The 17,025-nt window shown below is 73.1% G+C and carries 19 protein-coding genes; 11 read left to right on the forward strand and 8 right to left on the reverse strand.

The features are described 5' to 3' along the window. Nucleotides 1–57: 57 nt before the first annotated feature. On the forward strand, nt 58–1,773 hold the full coding sequence (locus tag EV385_RS08950; protein ID WP_130509046.1) for a tetratricopeptide repeat protein: 1,716 nt from the start codon (nt 58–60) through the stop codon (nt 1,771–1,773). Here EV385_RS08950 and EV385_RS08955 read toward each other — a convergent pair. Beyond that, nucleotides 1,754–1,975, reverse strand: coding sequence for a biotin/lipoyl-binding carrier protein (locus tag EV385_RS08955; RefSeq protein ID WP_207230076.1), 222 nt, complete (start codon nt 1,973–1,975; stop codon nt 1,754–1,756). The two genes, EV385_RS08950 and EV385_RS08955, sit on opposite strands and share 20 nt — an antisense overlap. 154 nt (nt 1,976–2,129) lie before the next feature. Here EV385_RS08955 and EV385_RS36080 point away from each other — a divergent pair, with 154 nt between their 5' ends. Then, nucleotides 2,130–2,204 carry a 50S ribosomal protein bL37 gene (locus tag EV385_RS36080; protein ID WP_369752275.1) on the forward strand — a complete coding sequence of 25 codons (75 nt, stop codon included), beginning with the start codon at nt 2,130–2,132 and terminating at the stop codon, nt 2,202–2,204. A gap of 73 nt (nt 2,205–2,277) precedes the next feature. On the opposite strand, the gene rsrA is transcribed toward EV385_RS36080, so the two are convergent. From rsrA to EV385_RS08985, 5 genes are all read right to left on the reverse strand, one after another. After that, a complete protein-coding gene (rsrA, locus tag EV385_RS08965) occupies nt 2,278–2,565 on the reverse strand; it encodes a mycothiol system anti-sigma-R factor (protein WP_130509049.1) in 288 nt (95 codons plus the stop codon). Next, nucleotides 2,562–3,371, reverse strand: a complete 810-nt coding sequence (locus EV385_RS08970) for a sigma-70 family RNA polymerase sigma factor (RefSeq protein ID WP_130509050.1) — start codon at nt 3,369–3,371, stop codon at nt 2,562–2,564. Before EV385_RS08970 ends, rsrA begins: the two co-directional genes overlap by 4 nt. 162 nt (nt 3,372–3,533) lie before the next feature. Continuing rightward, nucleotides 3,534–4,154 (reverse strand): alpha/beta hydrolase family protein, encoded by a 621-nt coding sequence (locus tag EV385_RS08975; RefSeq protein WP_130509051.1) that lies wholly within the window; start codon nt 4,152–4,154, stop codon nt 3,534–3,536. Between the two features lie 166 nt (nt 4,155–4,320). Next, entirely contained in the window at nt 4,321–4,716 is a 396-nt protein-coding gene (locus EV385_RS08980) for a WhiB family transcriptional regulator (protein ID WP_130509052.1), read from the reverse strand. Nucleotides 4,717–4,967: 251 nt separating this feature from the next. After that, nucleotides 4,968–5,648 (reverse strand): SOS response-associated peptidase, encoded by a 681-nt coding sequence (locus tag EV385_RS08985; RefSeq protein ID WP_130509053.1) that lies wholly within the window; start codon nt 5,646–5,648, stop codon nt 4,968–4,970. An 86-nt stretch (nt 5,649–5,734) separates the two neighbouring features. On the opposite strand from EV385_RS08985, the gene aroA reads away from it, so the two are divergent. From aroA to EV385_RS09015, 6 genes are all read left to right on the forward strand, one after another. Then, entirely contained in the window at nt 5,735–7,069 is a 1,335-nt protein-coding gene (gene aroA, locus EV385_RS08990) for a 3-phosphoshikimate 1-carboxyvinyltransferase (RefSeq protein WP_242624786.1), read from the forward strand. A 2-nt stretch (nt 7,070–7,071) separates the two neighbouring features. Beyond that, entirely contained in the window at nt 7,072–8,130 is a 1,059-nt protein-coding gene (gene rsgA / locus EV385_RS08995) for a ribosome small subunit-dependent GTPase A (protein ID WP_207230078.1), read from the forward strand. A gap of 93 nt (nt 8,131–8,223) precedes the next feature. Next, nucleotides 8,224–9,027, forward strand: a complete 804-nt coding sequence (hisN, locus tag EV385_RS09000) for a histidinol-phosphatase (RefSeq protein WP_130509055.1) — start codon at nt 8,224–8,226, stop codon at nt 9,025–9,027. A 62-nt stretch (nt 9,028–9,089) separates the two neighbouring features. After that, nucleotides 9,090–9,962 carry a hypothetical protein gene (locus EV385_RS09005; RefSeq protein ID WP_242625261.1) on the forward strand — a complete coding sequence of 291 codons (873 nt, stop codon included), beginning with the start codon at nt 9,090–9,092 and terminating at the stop codon, nt 9,960–9,962. Nucleotides 9,963–10,087: 125 nt separating this feature from the next. Beyond that, complete coding sequence (locus tag EV385_RS09010; RefSeq protein WP_130509056.1) at nt 10,088–10,861, forward strand: ATP-binding protein; 774 nt, start codon at nt 10,088–10,090, stop codon at nt 10,859–10,861. A gap of 10 nt (nt 10,862–10,871) precedes the next feature. Beyond that, on the forward strand, nt 10,872–11,429 hold the full coding sequence (locus EV385_RS09015) for a DUF5709 domain-containing protein (RefSeq protein WP_130509057.1): 558 nt from the start codon (nt 10,872–10,874) through the stop codon (nt 11,427–11,429). A 15-nt stretch (nt 11,430–11,444) separates the two neighbouring features. On the opposite strand, the gene EV385_RS09020 is transcribed toward EV385_RS09015, so the two are convergent. Together EV385_RS09020 and macS are read right to left on the reverse strand one after the other, a co-directional pair. After that, nucleotides 11,445–12,074, reverse strand: a complete 630-nt coding sequence (locus tag EV385_RS09020) for a response regulator (RefSeq protein ID WP_130513176.1) — start codon at nt 12,072–12,074, stop codon at nt 11,445–11,447. 34 nt (nt 12,075–12,108) lie between these two features. Then, complete coding sequence (macS, locus tag EV385_RS09025; protein ID WP_130509058.1) at nt 12,109–13,257, reverse strand: MacS family sensor histidine kinase; 1,149 nt, start codon at nt 13,255–13,257, stop codon at nt 12,109–12,111. 205 nt (nt 13,258–13,462) lie between these two features. Between macS and EV385_RS09030 the strand changes: the two genes are divergently transcribed. The 3 genes from EV385_RS09030 to glpK all read left to right on the forward strand — a co-directional run bounded on the left by EV385_RS09030 (nt 13,463) and on the right by glpK (nt 17,010). Continuing rightward, nucleotides 13,463–14,113, forward strand: a complete 651-nt coding sequence (locus EV385_RS09030) for a carbohydrate-binding protein (RefSeq protein ID WP_130509059.1) — start codon at nt 13,463–13,465, stop codon at nt 14,111–14,113. A 123-nt stretch (nt 14,114–14,236) separates the two neighbouring features. Next, a complete protein-coding gene (locus EV385_RS09035; RefSeq protein ID WP_130509060.1) occupies nt 14,237–15,466 on the forward strand; it encodes a glycoside hydrolase family 16 protein in 1,230 nt (409 codons plus the stop codon). A gap of 59 nt (nt 15,467–15,525) precedes the next feature. Further along, nucleotides 15,526–17,010 carry a glycerol kinase GlpK gene (glpK, locus tag EV385_RS09040; protein WP_165449425.1) on the forward strand — a complete coding sequence of 495 codons (1,485 nt, stop codon included), beginning with the start codon at nt 15,526–15,528 and terminating at the stop codon, nt 17,008–17,010. Nucleotides 17,011–17,025: the final 15 nt, after the last annotated feature.

Below are 17,025 nucleotides of genomic sequence, written 5' to 3' on the forward strand. Positions count from 1 at the left end.
CGCCTAGGCTCGCGTCGTGGCGCATGCCGCGCGACGGCGAAAGGTTGGCGCAGCACCATGGAAGACCCCCGAAGCTCCGCCGACCGCGACCTTGAACAGGCCCGCGCGGCCCTCGACCGCGGCGAGATGCACCACGCGGCCGATCACCTCGCCGGTGCCATCGCGCAGGCACCCACCCTGCCGGAAACCCACGAGTTGCTCAGCCGCCTGGCCGCGCGTGCGGACGGCGGCCTGGAGCTGTTCCCGCTCGGGCAGCACGCGTTCGTCGGCACGGTCGTCGCCCGCGCCCACCTGCTGGCCGCCGCCGGGCGCCCCGAGGACGGCCTGCCCCTGCTGGCCGCCGCCAGCGGGCACACCCCCGGCATGGACTGGGCGGGCGTGCCCTGGGTCAGCGAGCCCTCCCTGGGCGCCCGCATCGATCCGGACATGCTGGCCCGCATGGTCATGCGGCTGTGCACCGCGGTCGGCGACCCCGCCCCCGAGCAGGACCGCGCAGCCCTGCTGCCGTACCTGACGGTGGTCCGGCACGCGATCGCCGCCCAGCCCACCCACCACCTGCTGCTCGGCGCCGGATCGGCGCTGGCGCGCCGGATCGGCGACGCCGCGCTCGCCGTCGACTGGGCCGCCCGCGGCGTCCGGGCGAGGCCGTCCAAACTGGGCGAGATCTGGCTCGGGTACGCGTACCGCAGCGCCGGCCGGCTGCCCGAGGCCCTCGACGCGCTGCGCCGCGCGGTCGTGCACGACCCCGACGACCTCTCCGTGTACGCGGACATCGCCGGCACCCTCGCCGCCCAGGGCCGGCTCGACGAGGCCCTCGCCTGGGTGGACCGGGCGCTGGCCCGCGACCCCGACTTCGACTGCGCGGTGCACACCGGTCACCGGCTGCGCTACCAGGCCGACGGGGACGTGGAGCACCTCGTCCGGCTCGCCGACTTCCAGCGCTACCACCCGGACGACACCCACGAGCACACCGACCTCGCCGAATGCTGCCAGGACGTGCCGTGGCTGAGCCGGGTCCCGGCCGCCCCGGACTCAGGCCCCGACCCGCGGCGCCGCTTCCCCACGGTCTCGCGTCCACCGGCGCCCCGGCCCTCGGCCGCCTACCCCACGGTGGCCCGGCACGCCGTCCCCCGGCCCTCGGCCACGGCGGTGCAGCGGCTGCAGCGGGTGGCGCACCCGTTGTGGCCACACCCGCCCGCCGCGTACGACGCCGCTGTCGGGCTGCTGCTGGTCGAGCCGCAGGAACTGCTGGCCCTCATCGCCCACCCGCCGGCCGCACCCGACACGGAGGTCGGCCGGGCCCTGGCCGAGCACGATCCCGCCCGCTGGACCCGCTGCGTCTACGTCTGGGCCTGCCTGGGCCTGCTGCACCACGGCGCGGACGAGCCGTGGCCGGGATCCCGGCGGCGACGGTTGCTGGTGGAACTGGCCGCGGGCGGCACGGACGCGATCACCGAGGCGGCACTGTTCGCCCTCGTCACGTACGCATGGGTGGAGCCGACCGCGCGGGCGGACGTGGCCGACCTGGCGGGGCGGACCCTGGCCGAGGTGGTGGCCACCCCCGCCACGACGGAACCGACCGGCATCGCCTGGTCGGTGGCGCAACTGGCGCTCGCGACCCCCGCGCTCGGCCCCGCCGCGGAGGAGCTCGCCACGGCGGTGGTGCGCGCCGAGGAGAGCGCGCTGGCCGCCATCCCGCGCCAGCGCGGCCGCCGTCCGGGACGGCGGCTGTGGGGCTGGCTCAGCGCCCGGCTTACTCGATCACCGCGATGAGGTCGCCCTCCTGGACGACGTCGCCCTCGTTGACCGCGAGCTGAGCCACCGTACCGTCCGACTCGGCCAGCACCGGGATCTCCATCTTCATCGACTCGAGGATCACCAGCGTGTCACCCTCGGCGACCTCGGCGCCGGCGGCGGCCACGACCTTCCACACATTGGCCACCATCTCGGCACGGATCTCGTCGGCCATGGTGATTCCTCCTCGTCGACGCTGTCGGGTGGAGATTATCCAATCACGAGCCCTTGATGGGGGAATCCGGGCGGCCCGGCCGCCGGGCCGCCGCCAGCAGACCGGCCGGACCGGACGACTACGATCAGGCGCGACGACCTGCCACGAAGAGGAGGCCGACATGGCCAAGAAGGCCCGCAAGAAGAAGGCCCGGAAGAAGAGCTCCGCCAACCACGGCAAGCGCCCCAACTCCTGAGCCTGGCCGCGATACGACGGGAGGGCCGGCAGCGCACCGCTGCCGGCCCTCCCGCGTCTGTTTTCCCCGATTGTCAGGGCAGGAACTCGCGGGTCTCCACCTCGATGACCAGCTCGTTCAGCCTGATCCGGAGCCGCTCGCGCAGCTCGCGCGGCGCCACCTCGTCGCCGCAGCACCGGGCGACCAGCGCCTTCACCTCGTGTTCGATGCCGTACTCGTGCAGGCAGTGCGTGCAGTCGTCGAGGTGCTTCTTGATCAGGGTCCGGCGTTCCTCGCTGCACTCCAGGTCGAGGTAGAGGTAGACCTCGCTGAGGACGGCACCGCAGTCCGGCTTCTGCTCTTCGCCGTTCACGTCGCTCATGCCTCCTGCCGGGCCGGCGCGTCCGTGCCGCGCGTGATGCCCCGGTCCGCGGCGTACTGCTCCAGCAGCTTGCGCAGGTTGCGACGGCCACGGTGCAGGCGGGACATCACCGTCCCGATCGGCGTACCCATGATGTCGGCGATCTCCTTGTACGAGAAGCCCTCGACATCGGCGAGGTACACGGCGAGGCGGAAGTCCTCCGGCAGCGCCTGCAGCGCGTCCTTGATGTCGCTGTCCGGCAGGCGGTCCAGCGCCTCGGTCTCGGCCGAGCGCAGACCCGCGGAGGTGTGCGACTCGCTGGCGGCGAGCTGCCAGTCGGTGATCTCGTCCGTCGGCGCCTGCACGGGCTGCCGCTGCTTACGCCGGTACGAGTTGATGTAGGTGTTGGTGAGGATGCGGTACAGCCACGCCTTGAGGTTGGTGCCCTCCTCGAACTGGTGGAACGCGGAGAACGCCTTCAGAAAGGTCTCCTGCACCAGGTCCTCGGCGTCGGCCGGGTTGCGGGTCATCCGCAGGGCCGCGGCGTACAACTGGTCGACGAAAGGCAGCGCGTCGCGCTCGAATCGCGCGCGGCGCTCATCGGTCCGTTCTGCTGGCGTCACCCGTCCGTCTCCCCTCGGCCGCCCCGCCGAGGATACGGGTAGTGCCCCGTCCAGAGTTCCCAAAACCGCCGGTGTGCTGACACTCACCGATGGTGCGGGGGTCAGCGGCGGCTGCACCGCGGGCCAGTTCGGGGCGGCCAACAGCTCCCGTACCTGCCGCTGCTTCTCGCCGTCGCGCTCGACGCATCCGGTTTCGGCACGCACCCTGAACCCCTTCCGACGAACGGCTGTCCGCGTGTTGCAACCGCCTGCATCTTGCACACATTCCCACTCACCGGGGCCCTGACCTGCATGATCATGAAACTGGCCCACGGCAAACGGCACAAAAGTACGCGTTAACCACACGATTTGCCGGGACGGGCGGGGTCAGCGTGCCCAGTGGTGCTCGCGCAGCCAGCCGAGCACGGCGTCGGCCGTCCCGGCGAGGTCCTTGCGCAGATCATGCGTGGCGCCGGGGCGGACGACCACCCGCACGGCGCCGACCGGTTCGGGCACCCCGAACGGATCCCGGTCACCGTTCACCACCAGTGTGGGGATCTCGGGCGGCAACTCCGCCGCGCGGCTGCGCTCCGGCCGCCCCGGCGGATGCAGCGGGAACGCGAGCGCCAGCACGCCCACCGCGCCGAGTTCCCCGGCCGTACGGCAGGCGACCCGCGCGCCGCTGGAGCGGCCGCCGCAGATCAGCGGCAGTCCGGGCGTGGCGAGGTGCCCGACCGCCGCGGTCCACGCCTCGTCGAGGTGCGCCGCAGGCGCCGGGGCACGCCGCCCCGCCATCCGGTACGGCTGGGTGACCAGGGCGACGCGGAGCCCGGCCGCGACCGCGGCGTCGTGCACCCGGGTCAGGTCGGGGGCGTCCACTCCGCCGCCCGCGCCGTGCCCGAGCACCAGCAGGGCGAGCGGCGGGCCCTCCGGTTCGCTGACCCGGATGCCCGCCGGGCCGCGTGGCGTCTCGACGGTGTAGTCGCCGGTGGTGGTGTCGCTGCGCACGACGTCATTGTCGCCCGCGGTGATCGCGGAATCTGCATCCCCGCGCGCGAAGTGCATCCCCGCGCGAAGTTCGCAGACTTCCGGTCAGCTCCGGACCCGATGTCTTCAAGATCCGGACGAGCAGCCCCGGCCTGCGGGATGCAGCCCCGGCCTGCGGGATGAGGTGTCAGCGGCTGACCGGGATGAGGCTGAGCAGGCGTCGGTCTTCGGCGTCGGGGCCGTCGTCGATCGGCTCGCCGTCAGGCCCGACCCGCTCACGCCAGGCCACCAGCATGGCGCGGCGCTCGCGCGGTGTCGTGCCGCCCCACACGCCGTGGCAGTCCCCCACCTGCAGCGCCCGGGCCAGGCATGGCGCCTGGACGTCGCACGTACCGCAGAGCGCGATCGCGCGGTCGGACGGCTCGTTCGGCGCCGGAAAGAACACCTCCGGATCGACGCTGCGGCATGCGCCGCGGATACGCCAGGCCTCGTCCGACCGTCGTTCGTCGATCGCCCGAAGCAGTCTCAGGTCGCGCCGTGCGATGGCGACCTCGTGCGGACGCGGCATCCGTGCCCGAGTCATCTGCCCACCTCCCCCGTGGGACCCGGTGAACGTGGTCGCGACGTCCGCACCCTGCGAACTCGTAACCACACCGGCGGTGGTTTGTATCGCAGGAATGAAGATCAGAACAAGGGGCTTGTGCGTCCTGTAACTAAGTTCGCCAAGACGGCCGTCGCCAGAATGGGACAATCTTCGTGAATCGACGCCTGATCATGACGCGGCGTAACATGCCGTAAACAACTCACCGGTAACCGTCGGATAGCCGACTACGGTCAGAACAGGGTTGCCTCGGCCGGTTCGGACGGGGGTGTGACCAGCTCAGGCCCGTTGTTGCGGACGTTGCCGACGTCGGGCCGCACGGCCCTTACCTCGATATCCGTCGATGTATCGGACGGTGACGCCAGCGCCTCGGCGCCATCCCCGCCGGCCAGCCACGCCGCCCAGCGCTCGGGCCGCAGTACGACCGGCATCCGGTTGTGCACCCGGGCCAGGGACCCCAGCGCCGCCGTGGTGAGCACCGTGCAGGTGAGCACCGAGTCCGGACCCCACGCCGACCACAGGCCCGCGAACGCCAGCGCGGAACCGTCGGCGGGGGTCATGTAGTACGCCTGCCGCTGATTGCCGGTGCGGACCCACTCGTACCACCCGTCGGCGGGGACCAGGCAGCGCCGCCGGGCGAACGAGGGTGCGAACGCGGGCGAGGTGGCGACCGTCTCCACCCGCGCGTTGATCATGCGGACGCCACCGCGCAGGTCGGCCGCCCAGGGCGGGACCAGTCCCCAGCGCGCGGTGTCCAGCACCCGGCCGCCGTGGCGTCGCGACATCCGCACCACGGGCACGGGGTCGGTGGGCGCGACGTTCCAGCTCGGGCCGAGCCCGGCGGTCACGTTCGCGGCATCGAACAGCGCGCTGAGATCAGCGTCGCTGCGTGTCGTCGCATACCGGCCGCACATGCGGCAGACAGTACGCCGCCGCGCCCCGTCCCGGGGGGCGGGAACACGCCGGGGAACTGTCGGCCGCCCCCGGCACAATGGGGGCCGTGACTGATGAACCCGGCCAGTCGGCCACCGCCAGCCCGTCGCCCGCCGGCCCGGCCGCCGCGACCCGCCCGTGGGTCGCCCCGATCGCCACCGGCCCGGTGCGCTCGACCGTCCGGCTGCCCGGCTCGAAGTCCATGACCGCCCGCGCGCTGGTGCTCAGCGCCCTGGCCGCCGAGCCCTCGCGGATCGAGCGCCCGCTGCGCGCCCGCGACACGGCGCTGATGGCGGACGCGCTGCGCGCCCTCGGCGCCACCGTGGACACGACCTCCGACGAGACGTGGACGGTCGAGCCCGGCCCGCTGCACGGCCCCGCCCACATCGACGTCGGCCTGGCCGGCACGGTGATGCGGTTCGCGCCCCCCGTCGCCACGCTGGCCGACGGCACCGTCACGTTCGACGGCGACCCGCACGCCCGCAACCGCCCGCTGGGCCCCATCGTCGCCGCGCTGCGCGCCCTCGGCGCCGACCTCGACGCGTCACCCACCGGCGGGCTGCCGCTGACCGTCCGCGGCCGGGGCCTGGTCGACGGCGGCGAGGCGGTCATCGACGCCTCCGCCTCCAGCCAGTTCGTCTCCGGCCTGCTGTTGTCGGCGCCCCGCTTCGCCAAGGGCCTGGTGCTGCGGCACGAGGGTCCGCCGGTGCCCTCCGCCCCGCATCTGCGGATGACCACCCACATGCTCCGGGCCGCCGGAGCGGCCGTGGACGACAGCGTGCCGGACGTGTGGGCGGTCGAGCCGGGCGCGCTGCGCGGCCGGACGTGGACCATCGAACCCGACCTGTCCGGCGCGGCGCCGTTCTTCGCGGCCGCCCTGGTGACCGGCGGCGTGGTCACGCTCGCCGGCTGGCCCCGGGAGAGCTGGCAGCCGGTCGGCCAGGTCACCGAGCTGCTCACCGCGCTGGGCGGGCGGGTCGAGCAGGACGCCGACGGGCTCACCGTACGCGGGACGGGCACGGTGCGCGGTGTGCGCGCCGACCTGTCCGAGGTGAGCGAGCTGACGCCGGTGGTCGCCGCGCTGGCCGCGCTGGCCGACGGGCCCTCGCACCTGCGGGGAGTGGCGCACATCCGGGGCCACGAGACCGACCGGATCGCCGCGCTGGCCCGGGAGCTCACCAAGCTCGGCGCCCACGTCGTCGAGCACCCCGACGGGTTGGAGATCACGCCCGGCCCGCTGCGCCCGGCACTGTTCGAGACGTACGCCGATCACCGCATGGCGCACGCCGCGGCGGTTGTCGGCCTGGCGGTCGAGGGCGTTCATCTCAGCGACGTAGCGTGTACGTCGAAGACGCTGCCCGAGTTCCCCGAACTCTGGGCGGGACTCGTGGCGAGGAGCTGAACCTGCCGGGACGCAAGCGGGAGTATGACGAGGACGACGTCCGGATCCGACCGGGCCGGTCCTCCCGGCCGCGTACCCGTACCCGCCCGCAACACTCCGACGCGGTGGACGGCCTGGTCGTCAGCGTGGACCGGGGCCGGTACGGCTGCGTACGCCCCGACGCCCCGACCGAGGACGACATCGTCACCGCGATGCGCGCCCGCGAGCTGGGCCGCAAGTCGGTGGTGGTGGGCGACCGGGTGGCGCTGGTGGGCGACACCTCCGGGGCGCCCGGAGCCCTGGCCCGGATCGTGCGCATCGCCGAACGCAGATCCGTACTGCGCCGCACCGCGGACGACGACGACACCACCCCGGAGGGCCGGCTGGAGCGGGTCGTGGTCGCCAACGCCGACCAGCTCGTCATCGTCAGCGCCCTGGCCGATCCGCCGCCGCGGACCGGGTTCGTCGACCGGTGCCTGGTCGCGGCGTACGACGCGGACGTCGAGCCGCTGCTGTGCCTCACCAAGGCCGACCTCGCGGGCCCCGAGGCGGTGCTGAACTACTACGCCGAACTGGACCTGCCGTACGTGCTGGTGCGCCCCGACAGCGACCTGGCCCCGCTGCGGCAGCGGCTCGCCGGGCAGATCTCCGTACTCGTCGGCCATTCCGGGGTGGGCAAGTCCACCCTGGTCAACCGCCTGGTGCCGGACGCCTTGCGGGCGGTCGGCGCGGTGAGCGCCGTCGGCAAGGGACGGCACACCTCCACCAGCGCGGTCGCCCTGCGCCTGCCCCCGTCCGGCACGGATGGCGCGGATCCGGGCTGGATCATCGACACGCCGGGCATCCGCAGCTTCGGGCTGGCGCACGTGAGCGCCGAGAGCCTGCTGCACGGCTTCCCCGATCTCGTCGAGGGCACGCTGGACTGCCCGCCGAACTGCGGCCACACCCCGGCCGACGTGGACTGCACGCTGGACGCCTGGGTCAGTGCCGGCCACGCGGACCAGCGGCGGCTGGCGAGTTACCGCCGCCTGCTGGCCTCCCGCGCCGGTGAGGACCCCCGCGAGGAGCGCCCGGAAACCTGACCGCCGGCCCTCGGGACGCGCCGGACCACGCTGGCGACGCGCGGGGCCGGGTCGTAGGCGGGGCGGGCCGCGATCATCGGCTAGGTTTCCGGCATGTCTGGGTACTCCGACGATCTCTCCCTGGCCCACCTGCTGGCCGACGCCGCCGATTCGATCTCGATGGCCCGGTTCCGGGCGCTCGATCTGCACGTCGAGTCGAAGCCGGACCTGACCCCGGTCTCCGATGCGGACACCGCGGTGGAGAAGGCGATCCGCGCGACCCTGGCGCGGGCCCGCCCGCGCGACGGGGTGCTCGGCGAGGAGTACGGCATGTCGATGCCCGGCGCGGGCAGCGGGTCCCGGCACTGGGTGATCGACCCGATCGACGGCACGAAGAACTTCATCCGCGGCGTCCCGATCTGGGGCACGCTCATCGCGCTGGTGGAGGACGACGTCCCGGTCGCGGGCCTGGTGTCGGCGCCCGCGCTGGGCCGCCGGTGGTGGGGCGCGACGGGGCACGGCGCGTACGCGGGCCGCCACCAGGCGGGCGCCACCCGGATCCGGGTGTCGGCCGTGAACCGCCTGGCGGATGCCTCCCTGTGCTACTCCAGCCTGTCCGGCTGGAAGGAGAACGGCCGCCTGGAGCCGATGCTGGACCTGCTGCTCCAGGTGTGGCGCACCCGGGCGTACGGGGACTTCTACGGCTACATGCTGCTGGCCGAGGGGGCGCTGGACGTCATGGTGGAGCCGGAGCTGTCGCTGTGGGACGTGGCCGCGCTGATGCCGATCGTGCGGGAGGCCGGTGGCACCTTCACGGACCTGCAGGGCCGGCCCGGGCCGGGCGGCGGCAGCGCGATCGCCACCAACGGGCACCTGCACGAGGAGGTGCTCACCCGCCTGGCGGGCGAACCGGCCTGAGCGGAACCAGGCGCTGGTCTATCCTCGCTGTGGTGTCCACAGGCTGGTTCTGTCTCGCGGCGATGATCGCGGCATACGGCGTGGCCAACCTGTTGCAGTCGATCGCGGCGGCGCGCACGACCGTGCACCACACGTTCGATCCCAGCCTGTTGGTGCGCCTGGCCAGTCACCGTACGTATGTGCTGGGTCTGATCTGTCAGGTGCTGGGTTTCGTGCTGGCCTTCCTGGCCCGCCGCGATCTGCCGCTGTTCCTGGTGCAGGCCAGCGTCGCGGCCGGGCTGGGCGTGACCGCCCTGCTCGGGGTCCTGGTGCTGAAGTGGGTGCTGCCCCGGGCGGAGATCGCGCTGCTGGGCCTGCTGCTGGCGGGCATCACCGCCCTGGTGCTGGCGGCCGAGCCGGCGCCCGCGCGCCCGCTGGGCGCGGCCGCCGTGATCGCGCTGGCGGTCACGCTGGTGGCGCTGGCGGTGCTCGGCTTCTTCGCGGTACGCCTGCACGGCGCACTCGGATCCGTGGTGCTGGGCTCGTTGGCCGGGATCGGCTTCTCGGCGGCCGCGATCGCCGCCCGGCCGCTGGCGAGCGAGCACTCGGTCACCGGCTACCTCGGCAATCCGCTGCTCTACCTGCTGATCGCCCACTCGCTGGTGGGCCAGCTGCTGCTGGGGCTGGCGATGCAGCGGGGTTCGACCACGGCGGCGGTGGCGGCGATGGACGCGGCGGGCGCCGTGCCCGCGGCGATTGTCGGGCTGCTGCTGCTGGGTGACCGCATCTACCCGGGCCGGGAGTGGATGGCCGCCGTCGGGTTCGTGGTCACGCTGGCGGCGGTGCTGGGCCTGACCCGGTACGCGGAGCCGCAGCACCACCACGCCACCGCACCGGGCGGCCATCCGGGCGGCCGGGCCGCCGAGCGGCCCGGCGTGCGCACGGCCGGTCTGTGACCCGGCCGGGGATCACGCATGACCCGGCGGGCCGTGGGGTAAACCGGGCCCAGGCGTGTACGAGAATTCGGAGTAAGCCCGGTAGCTCGCGTCCGAATCGCGGCCATCGGCACAATGGAGTGATCATGGCGAGCGAGGTCGGACACGTGGTGGACCGTGCGCAGGTCCACCCGGTCGTCCGGTTCACGGGGGTCCTGGCCGGGAGCGAGGCGGCAGCCGTCCGCGCGGCCCTGCTCGACGTGCTCGCCGAAGCCCCGGAGGCCGTGCTCGTCGACGTGGCGGGACTGACGGTCACTGACCCCGACGCGCCGGGGGTGTTGCGCCGGGTGGTGCGGGAGACGACGGTCTGGCCCGCCGCCCAGCTGGTGCTCGCGGCCCCGGATCCCCACCCGTGGCAGAACACCGGGCTGACGGTGTGCCCCAGCGTGGCGACGGCCACCGCGTCGCTGGGCCCGCCGACGCCCGGCCGCCGCCTGTCCCTTGACCTGGAGCCGGTGGTCGGGGCGGCCCGCCGCGCCCGGGAGCTGGTCACCGAGGCGTGCGCCCGGTGGGAGCTGCCGCAGCTGGCCGGCGCGGGCAGCATCGTCGTCACCGAACTCGCCAACAACGTGGTGGCGCACGCCGGTACCCCGCTGACGGTCGTGTTGACGCGGTACGCGGACACGATGGCGGTGGCGGTCCGGGACCACTCGGCGGGGCAGCCGCGCTTCGCGGGCCCCGTGGCTCCCACCGCGTACGGGGGCCGGGGCCTGCTGCTCATCGACGCGGTGACCCGGGGCTGGGGCACCCTGCCGCTGAGCGACGGCAAGGTGGTGTGGGCGATCCTGGCCGCGGAGGAGTCATCCGGCCCCTCCCGATCGGGCCTTGCGGCAGGTATGGCGGACCCCGCGCAGGGGTAAACCGACTGGTATGCGCGACAACGACTACCCGCTCGAGGTGACGGACCCGGAGTCGTCCGGGCTGCCGGACACCGCCGACGACGATTCCACCGCGAACGACGAGGTGCGCACCGGCCGGTGGGCGGACGGGCCGGACCCGGCCGCGCTGGCGGGCGCCGGCCCGGGCGGCTCCAACCGGTACGGCGACACCGCCGAGGAGGCGCGCCGCGGTGAGCCGCTGGCGTACCGGCTGCGCCAGGAGGAGCCGGATGTCGGCGTGGAACGCACACCCGAGCGGGACTGGTTCGACGACACGATCGACGACGCGGACACGTCGAGCACCCCGTTGGCGGCGGACGTGTGGGGGCCCAGCCCGACTTCGGACCCGAACTCCGCGATCTCGCTCTACGACGACGGCCAGCTCGACGACGACTCCCCGCGCCCGGTGGGACGCCTGGTGGAGCCGGACGAGGGTTCCGGCCTCGACGACGAGCGCGACGCCATCGCGTACGACGCGGGGGCGGCGGGCGGCGGCGCCTCGGCCGAGGAGCTGGCGATGCACGAGACCCGCGCCCCGGGCTTCTCCTAGGCCGGTCCCGGGCTCCTAGTCGAGGCCCTGCTCGATCGCGTACCGGGTGAGCTCGACCCGGTTGTGCAGCTGGAGCTTGCCGAGGGTGTTCTGCACGTGGTTCTGCACCGTCCGGTGCGAGAGCACGAGCCGCTCGGCGATCTGCCGGTACGACAGCCCCTTGGCGACCAGCCGCAGCACCTCCGTTTCGCGCTCGGTCAGCTTGGGGGCGGGACCCTCGGCGGGGGCCGGTTCGGTCGCCATCCGGCGGAACTCGCCGAGCACGAGCCCGGCCAGCCCGGGGGTGAACACCGCGTCACCGGCGGCGGTGCGCCCGACGGCTTCCAGGAACTCCGCGGTCCCGGCCGACTTCAGCAGGTAGCCCGTGGCCCCGGCCTTGACGGCGGCCAGCACGTCGTGGTGTTCGCCGCTGGCGGACAGCATGAGCACCCGCACCCCGGGCACGGCCTCCAGCAGGCCCTGGATCACCTCGACGCCGGAGACGTCCGGGAGCTGGAGGTCCAGCACGACGACGTCGGGCCGGGCGGCGGCGGCGATGCGCACCGCCTGGCGCCCCTCGCCGCTGGTGGCGACGATGTCGTAACCGGCCGCGGCGAGGTCCCGGCTGACCCCTTCGCGCCACATGGGGTGGTCGTCGACCACCATGACCCGTACCGGGGTGTGCTGCTGCTCCACCGGGTCACGATATCGGCTTGCGGGGCACCGCGAGCTCCACCTCGGTGCCCTGGCCGGGTGCCGCGGTGATGGTCACGCTGCCGTCCAGGTCGGCGATGCGGCCCCGGATCGACTGGGCCACGCCGAGGCGGCCCTGCGCGGCGGCCTCGGCCAGCCGCTCCGGCGCGATGCCGGGCCCCTCGTCGCGGACGCTGACGAGCACCTCACCGGGCTCGTCCTCGACCAGGATCCACACCTTGGTGCCGGGCTCGCAGTGGCGGGTCACGTTGTCCAGGGCCGCGGCCACGGCCGCGGCGACCTCGCGGGCGGTGTGGCCGGGCAGCCGGACCGCGTCGGCGGGCGCGGCGACCGACACGGTGGTCGATGCGTACGGCCCGAGCAGCGTCATCAGGTCGATCTCGGCGTGGTCGTCCACGGCCGGGGCGGTGGGGCTGGTGACCAGCGCCCGCAGCGCGGCTTCCTGCTCCCCCGCGAGCCGGGCCAGCTCCCCGGCCTCCCCGTCGAGTCCGGCCCCGCGCCGCTTGACCAGGGCCAGCACCTGTAGCACGGAGTCGTGGATGTCGCGGGCGAGCCGTTCGCGTTCGCGGGTGGCGGCCTCCAGTTCGATGGCCCGCTGGAGTCGTTCCTGGGAGACCACGGCGAGCCGGACCAGGCTGCCGACTGCGAACGCCGCCATCAGCATCAGCACCGTGCCGGTGAACGCGGCCTGGTCGTAGTGGGCGCGGACGACGAGGTCGGTGGCGCCCATGATCAGCGCGGCGATCACGCCGCCCCGGCGGCCCCAGGCCACCGCCCAGCAGATGACGGGGGCGACGTGCCAGGCCACGGCGAGGGTGGGCTTGCCGTGCTCCAGGCCGTAGCGGCCGACGATCCACACGCTGGAGGCCATCACGGCCATGGTGACCAGCAGGTCGGCGACGAGCAGGGGCGCCCGGCGCCGGGCCGGGTCGGCGTACGCGTAGGTGGTGAAGACCGTCCAGCCGGCGGTCACGGCGAGTACGGGCCAGGCGAGCACGGCCCAGCGCTCGTCGTAGTTCGAGACGTTGCGTACGACCAGGACGGCGACGTAGACGAGGGCGGCGATCCGGTAGACGGCGATGGCCCGCCACAGCGGCGCCTGCAGGCCGCCCGCGTCCGCCCCCGAGTTGGTCATGGGGCCGACCATCCCACATCCGGGCCCGAAACCGGGAGCGCGCCCATCACGAATCGATTACGCAGAGAACGCTCTCCGGCCTGAAGGTTTAAGCGTTCCTTAAGTCTGCAGCTCGGACTTGCGTGACCGACCCGGATCTTCAAAAGTTGCCCTGCCGAACAAACGGCCGAACAAAACGTCCGCCGCCCACGGAGGTTTCATCCCCATGCACCGTGCCGCCGCACACGCCGGTCGTACGTTCCTGCGCCGCCCCCGCGTCCTGCTCGCGCTCGCCGTCGTGGGCGCCGGCCTGGCCGCCGCCCTCTACCTGCCCACGCGCAACGACACGGCCTCGGCACACGAGAACCGCGCGGGCTCGGCGCACGAGAACCGCGCGGGCCGGATCACCGTCTGCGAGCGCCGCGACGGCCGCCACGTCTGGCGCTGGACCAACGCGGAGGGCCGCACCTTCCGGGACCGCGAGTGCCGGCGCACCTGGACCGCCCGCCCGGCCGACGACGAGTGGTTCCCCACCCCGTCCCCGTCGGGGTCGACCACCGTGCCGCCGACCCCGACGTCGCCGTCGGTGAGCGAGGACCCGTCCACGGAGCCGACTCCCACCGAGTCCGCGTCCACGGAGCCCACGGCGACCGAGCCGGAGCCCACGGCCACCACGCTGGAGCCGGTCAAGCAGTCCGAGAGCCCCTCGGCCACCCCGACCAAGGTCTCGGCGCCGAAGTGGAAGCTGCGCACCGCGTACGCGGCCGGCGACCTCGTGTCGTTCGACGGCAAGGTGTACCGGGCGAAGGAGGCGCACACGGCGCTGCCGGGCTGGGAGCCGTCGAAGCTGAAGGAGCTGTTCGAGCGGGTCGACTGACGCCACCCGCGGCCCCCTCGCAACCCGTTGCCGGTTCCGGAACCGGCAACGGGTTGACTTGTTAACACAACTTATTAAATGGTTGTTAACGCATGCCCCCCTCTTTCCCCGGAGGAATCCCCCATGCGGACAACCAGATTCCTGCTCGCGGCCGCCGTGGTCGCGACGACACTCGCGGGCGCCCTCAGCGCCGTCTCCCGCAACGACCAGGCCGACGCCGCCGTCGGCGCGATCACCTGGCAGGACGAGTTCGACGGCTCGGCCGGCTCGGCGATCGACTCCAGCAGGTGGAACTTCGACATCGGCGGCGGCGGCTGGGGCAACAACGAGCTGGAGTACTACACCAACTCCACCCGCAACGTGTACCGCGACGGCCAGGGCCACCTCGCCATCACGGCCCGCAAGGAGAACCCGGCCAACTACCAGTGCTGGTACGGCACCTGCACGTACACCTCCGGCCGGATCCTGACCTCGGGCAAGTTCACCCAGAAGTACGGCCGGTTCGAGGCCAGCATCAAGGTCCCCAAAGGACAGGGCATCTGGCCCGCGTTCTGGATGCTCGGCGACAACCTCGGCAGCGTAGGCTGGCCCAACTCGGGCGAGATCGACATCATGGAGAACATCGGCAAGGAGCCCAACACCGTGCACGGCACGGTGCACGGGCCCGGCTACTCCGGCGCGGGCGGCATCGGCGGCGGCCGCACGCTGGGCGCGCCGCTGGGCGACGCCTTCCACGCGTACGCGATCGAATGGTCGCCGAACCTCATCGTCTGGTTCCTCGACGGCCAGGAGTACTTCCGGGTCACCCCGGCCAACCTCAACGGCAACACCTGGGTCTTCGACCACCCGTTCTTCATGATCATGAACGTGGCGGTCGGCGGCAACTGGCCGGGCAACCCGGACGCGGGCACCGTCTTCCCGCAGACCATGCTCGTCGACTACGTCCGCGTCTCGGCGTGGAACGACGCCGGCGGCACCGCGCTGCGGTCCGCGCTGAACAACCGGTGCGTCGACATCCCCGGCGCCAACCCGGTCGACGGGGCGCGCCTGCAGATGTGGGACTGCAACGGCACCGCCGCCCAGCAGTGGACGTTCCACGGCGACGGCACCCTGCGCGCCATGGGCAAGTGCATGGATCCCGCCGGCGCGGGCACCGCCAACGGCACCGGAATCCAGCTGGTCACCTGCAACGGCAACCCGGTGCAGCGCTTCACCCTGTCGGCCGCGGGCGACCTGGTGAACATCTCCGCGAACCGGTGTGTGGACATCAAGGACGTCAACAGCGCCAACGGCGCCCAGCTGCAACTGTGGGACTGCGCCGGGACGGCGAACCAGAAATGGAGCAGGGCCTGACGAAAATCGTGAACGGCCGGCGGCCCCGCGCCGCCGGTCTTTCGCCTACGGTTTTACGCGTGAGTAAGGAATATGTCGCCGCCATCGATCAGGGCACCACCTCCTCGCGCTGCATCGTCTTCGACGCCGACGGCACGGTCGTCTCCGTCGCCCAGCGCGAACACCGGCAGATCTTCCCCCGTCCCGGCTGGGTGGAGCACGACGCCGACGAGATCTGGGAGCGCGTCGACTACGTCGTCCGCGAGGCCCTCGCCGTCGAATCGATCACCGCCGACCAGCTCGCCGCCGTCGGCATCACCAACCAGCGCGAGACCACGCTGGTCTGGGACCGCGACACCGGCAAGCCCGTGCACAACGCCATCGTCTGGCAGGACACACGTACGGATGAGCAGCTGCGCCGGTTCGCCGCAGCGATGAGCGAGGACGAGTTCCGGCGGCGCACCGGGCTGCCGCTGGCGCCGTACTTCTCCGGTTCGAAGCTCGCCTGGCTGCTGGAGAACGTGCCCGGCCTGCGGGAGCGGGCCGAGGCCGGTGAGGTCCTGTTCGGCACGATGGACAGCTGGCTCATCTGGAAGCTCACCGGCCGCCACCTCACCGACGTCACCAACGCCAGCCGTACCCTGCTGATGAGCCTGGAAACCCTCGACTGGGATCCGCGGATCCTCGCCGCGACCGGCATCCCCGCCGCGATGCTGCCCGAGATCCGCTCCTCCAGCGAGGTGTACGGCGAGATCACCGAGGGCCCGCTGGCCGGGGTGCCGCTGGCCGCCGCGCTCGGCGACCAGCAGGCCGCCCTGTTCGGCCAGACCTGCTTCGCCCCCGGCGAGGCGAAGTGCACGTACGGCACCGGCAGCTTCCTGCTGCTGAACACCGGCACCCGCCCGGTCACGTCCGCCCACGGTCTACTCACGACGGTCGGCTACCGCATCGGCGACCAGCCCGCGGTGTACGCGCTGGAGGGCGCCATCGCCGTCACCGGCTCGCTGATCCAGTGGCTGCGCGACAACCTCGGCCTCATCCGGACCGCGCCCGAGGTGGAGGAACTGGCGAAGACCGTGCCGGACAACGGCGGCTGCTACCTGGTGCCCGCGTTCTCCGGACTGTTCGCCCCGCACTGGCGCGCCGACGCCCGTGGCGTACTGGTGGGCCTGACCGGCTTCGTCAACCGGGGCCACCTGGCCCGCGCCGCCCTGGAGGCCAGCGGCTGGCAGACCCGCGAGGTGGTCGACGCCATGAACGCCGACAGCGGCACCGCGCTGACCACACTCAAGGTGGACGGCGGCATGACCGGCAACGAACTGCTCCTGCAGTTCCTCGCGGACGTGCTCGGGGTCCCCGTGGTGCGCCCGGTCGTGGCGGAGACCACCTGCCTCGGCGCGGCGTACGCGGCGGGGCTGGCGGTCGGCTTCTGGCCGGACACCGACACGCTGCGGGCCAACTGGCAGCGCGCCGGCGACTGGCGGCCGGAGCGGGACCGGGCCGAGGTGGAACGCGACTTCGCCCAGTGGCGCAAGGCGGTCGACCGCACGCTCAACTGGATGTGATCCGGGCCGCCGGCA

Source organism: Krasilnikovia cinnamomea, from assembly GCF_004217545.1.
Classification (GTDB): domain Bacteria; phylum Actinomycetota; class Actinomycetes; order Mycobacteriales; family Micromonosporaceae; genus Actinoplanes; species Actinoplanes cinnamomeus.

What these genes read in the sequence shown, in the direction of transcription:
- EV385_RS08950 (WP_130509046.1), top strand. Translation starts at nt 58, where the DNA reads ATGGAAGACCCCCGAAGCTCCGCCGACCGCGACCTTGAACAGGCCCGC.
- rsrA (WP_130509049.1), bottom strand. Translation starts at nt 2,565, where the DNA reads ATGAGCGACGTGAACGGCGAAGAGCAGAAGCCGGACTGCGGTGCCGTC.
- EV385_RS08980 (WP_130509052.1), bottom strand. Translation starts at nt 4,716, where the DNA reads ATGACTCGGGCACGGATGCCGCGTCCGCACGAGGTCGCCATCGCACGG.
- EV385_RS08985 (WP_130509053.1), bottom strand. Translation starts at nt 5,648, where the DNA reads ATGTGCGGCCGGTATGCGACGACACGCAGCGACGCTGATCTCAGCGCG.
- hisN (WP_130509055.1), top strand. Translation starts at nt 8,224, where the DNA reads ATGTCTGGGTACTCCGACGATCTCTCCCTGGCCCACCTGCTGGCCGAC.
- EV385_RS09005 (WP_242625261.1), top strand. Translation starts at nt 9,090, where the DNA reads ATGATCGCGGCATACGGCGTGGCCAACCTGTTGCAGTCGATCGCGGCG.
- EV385_RS09010 (WP_130509056.1), top strand. Translation starts at nt 10,088, where the DNA reads ATGGCGAGCGAGGTCGGACACGTGGTGGACCGTGCGCAGGTCCACCCG.
- EV385_RS09015 (WP_130509057.1), top strand. Translation starts at nt 10,872, where the DNA reads ATGCGCGACAACGACTACCCGCTCGAGGTGACGGACCCGGAGTCGTCC.
- EV385_RS09020 (WP_130513176.1), bottom strand. Translation starts at nt 12,074, where the DNA reads ATGGTGGTCGACGACCACCCCATGTGGCGCGAAGGGGTCAGCCGGGAC.
- macS (WP_130509058.1), bottom strand. Translation starts at nt 13,257, where the DNA reads ATGACCAACTCGGGGGCGGACGCGGGCGGCCTGCAGGCGCCGCTGTGG.
- EV385_RS09030 (WP_130509059.1), top strand. Translation starts at nt 13,463, where the DNA reads ATGCACCGTGCCGCCGCACACGCCGGTCGTACGTTCCTGCGCCGCCCC.
- EV385_RS09035 (WP_130509060.1), top strand. Translation starts at nt 14,237, where the DNA reads ATGCGGACAACCAGATTCCTGCTCGCGGCCGCCGTGGTCGCGACGACA.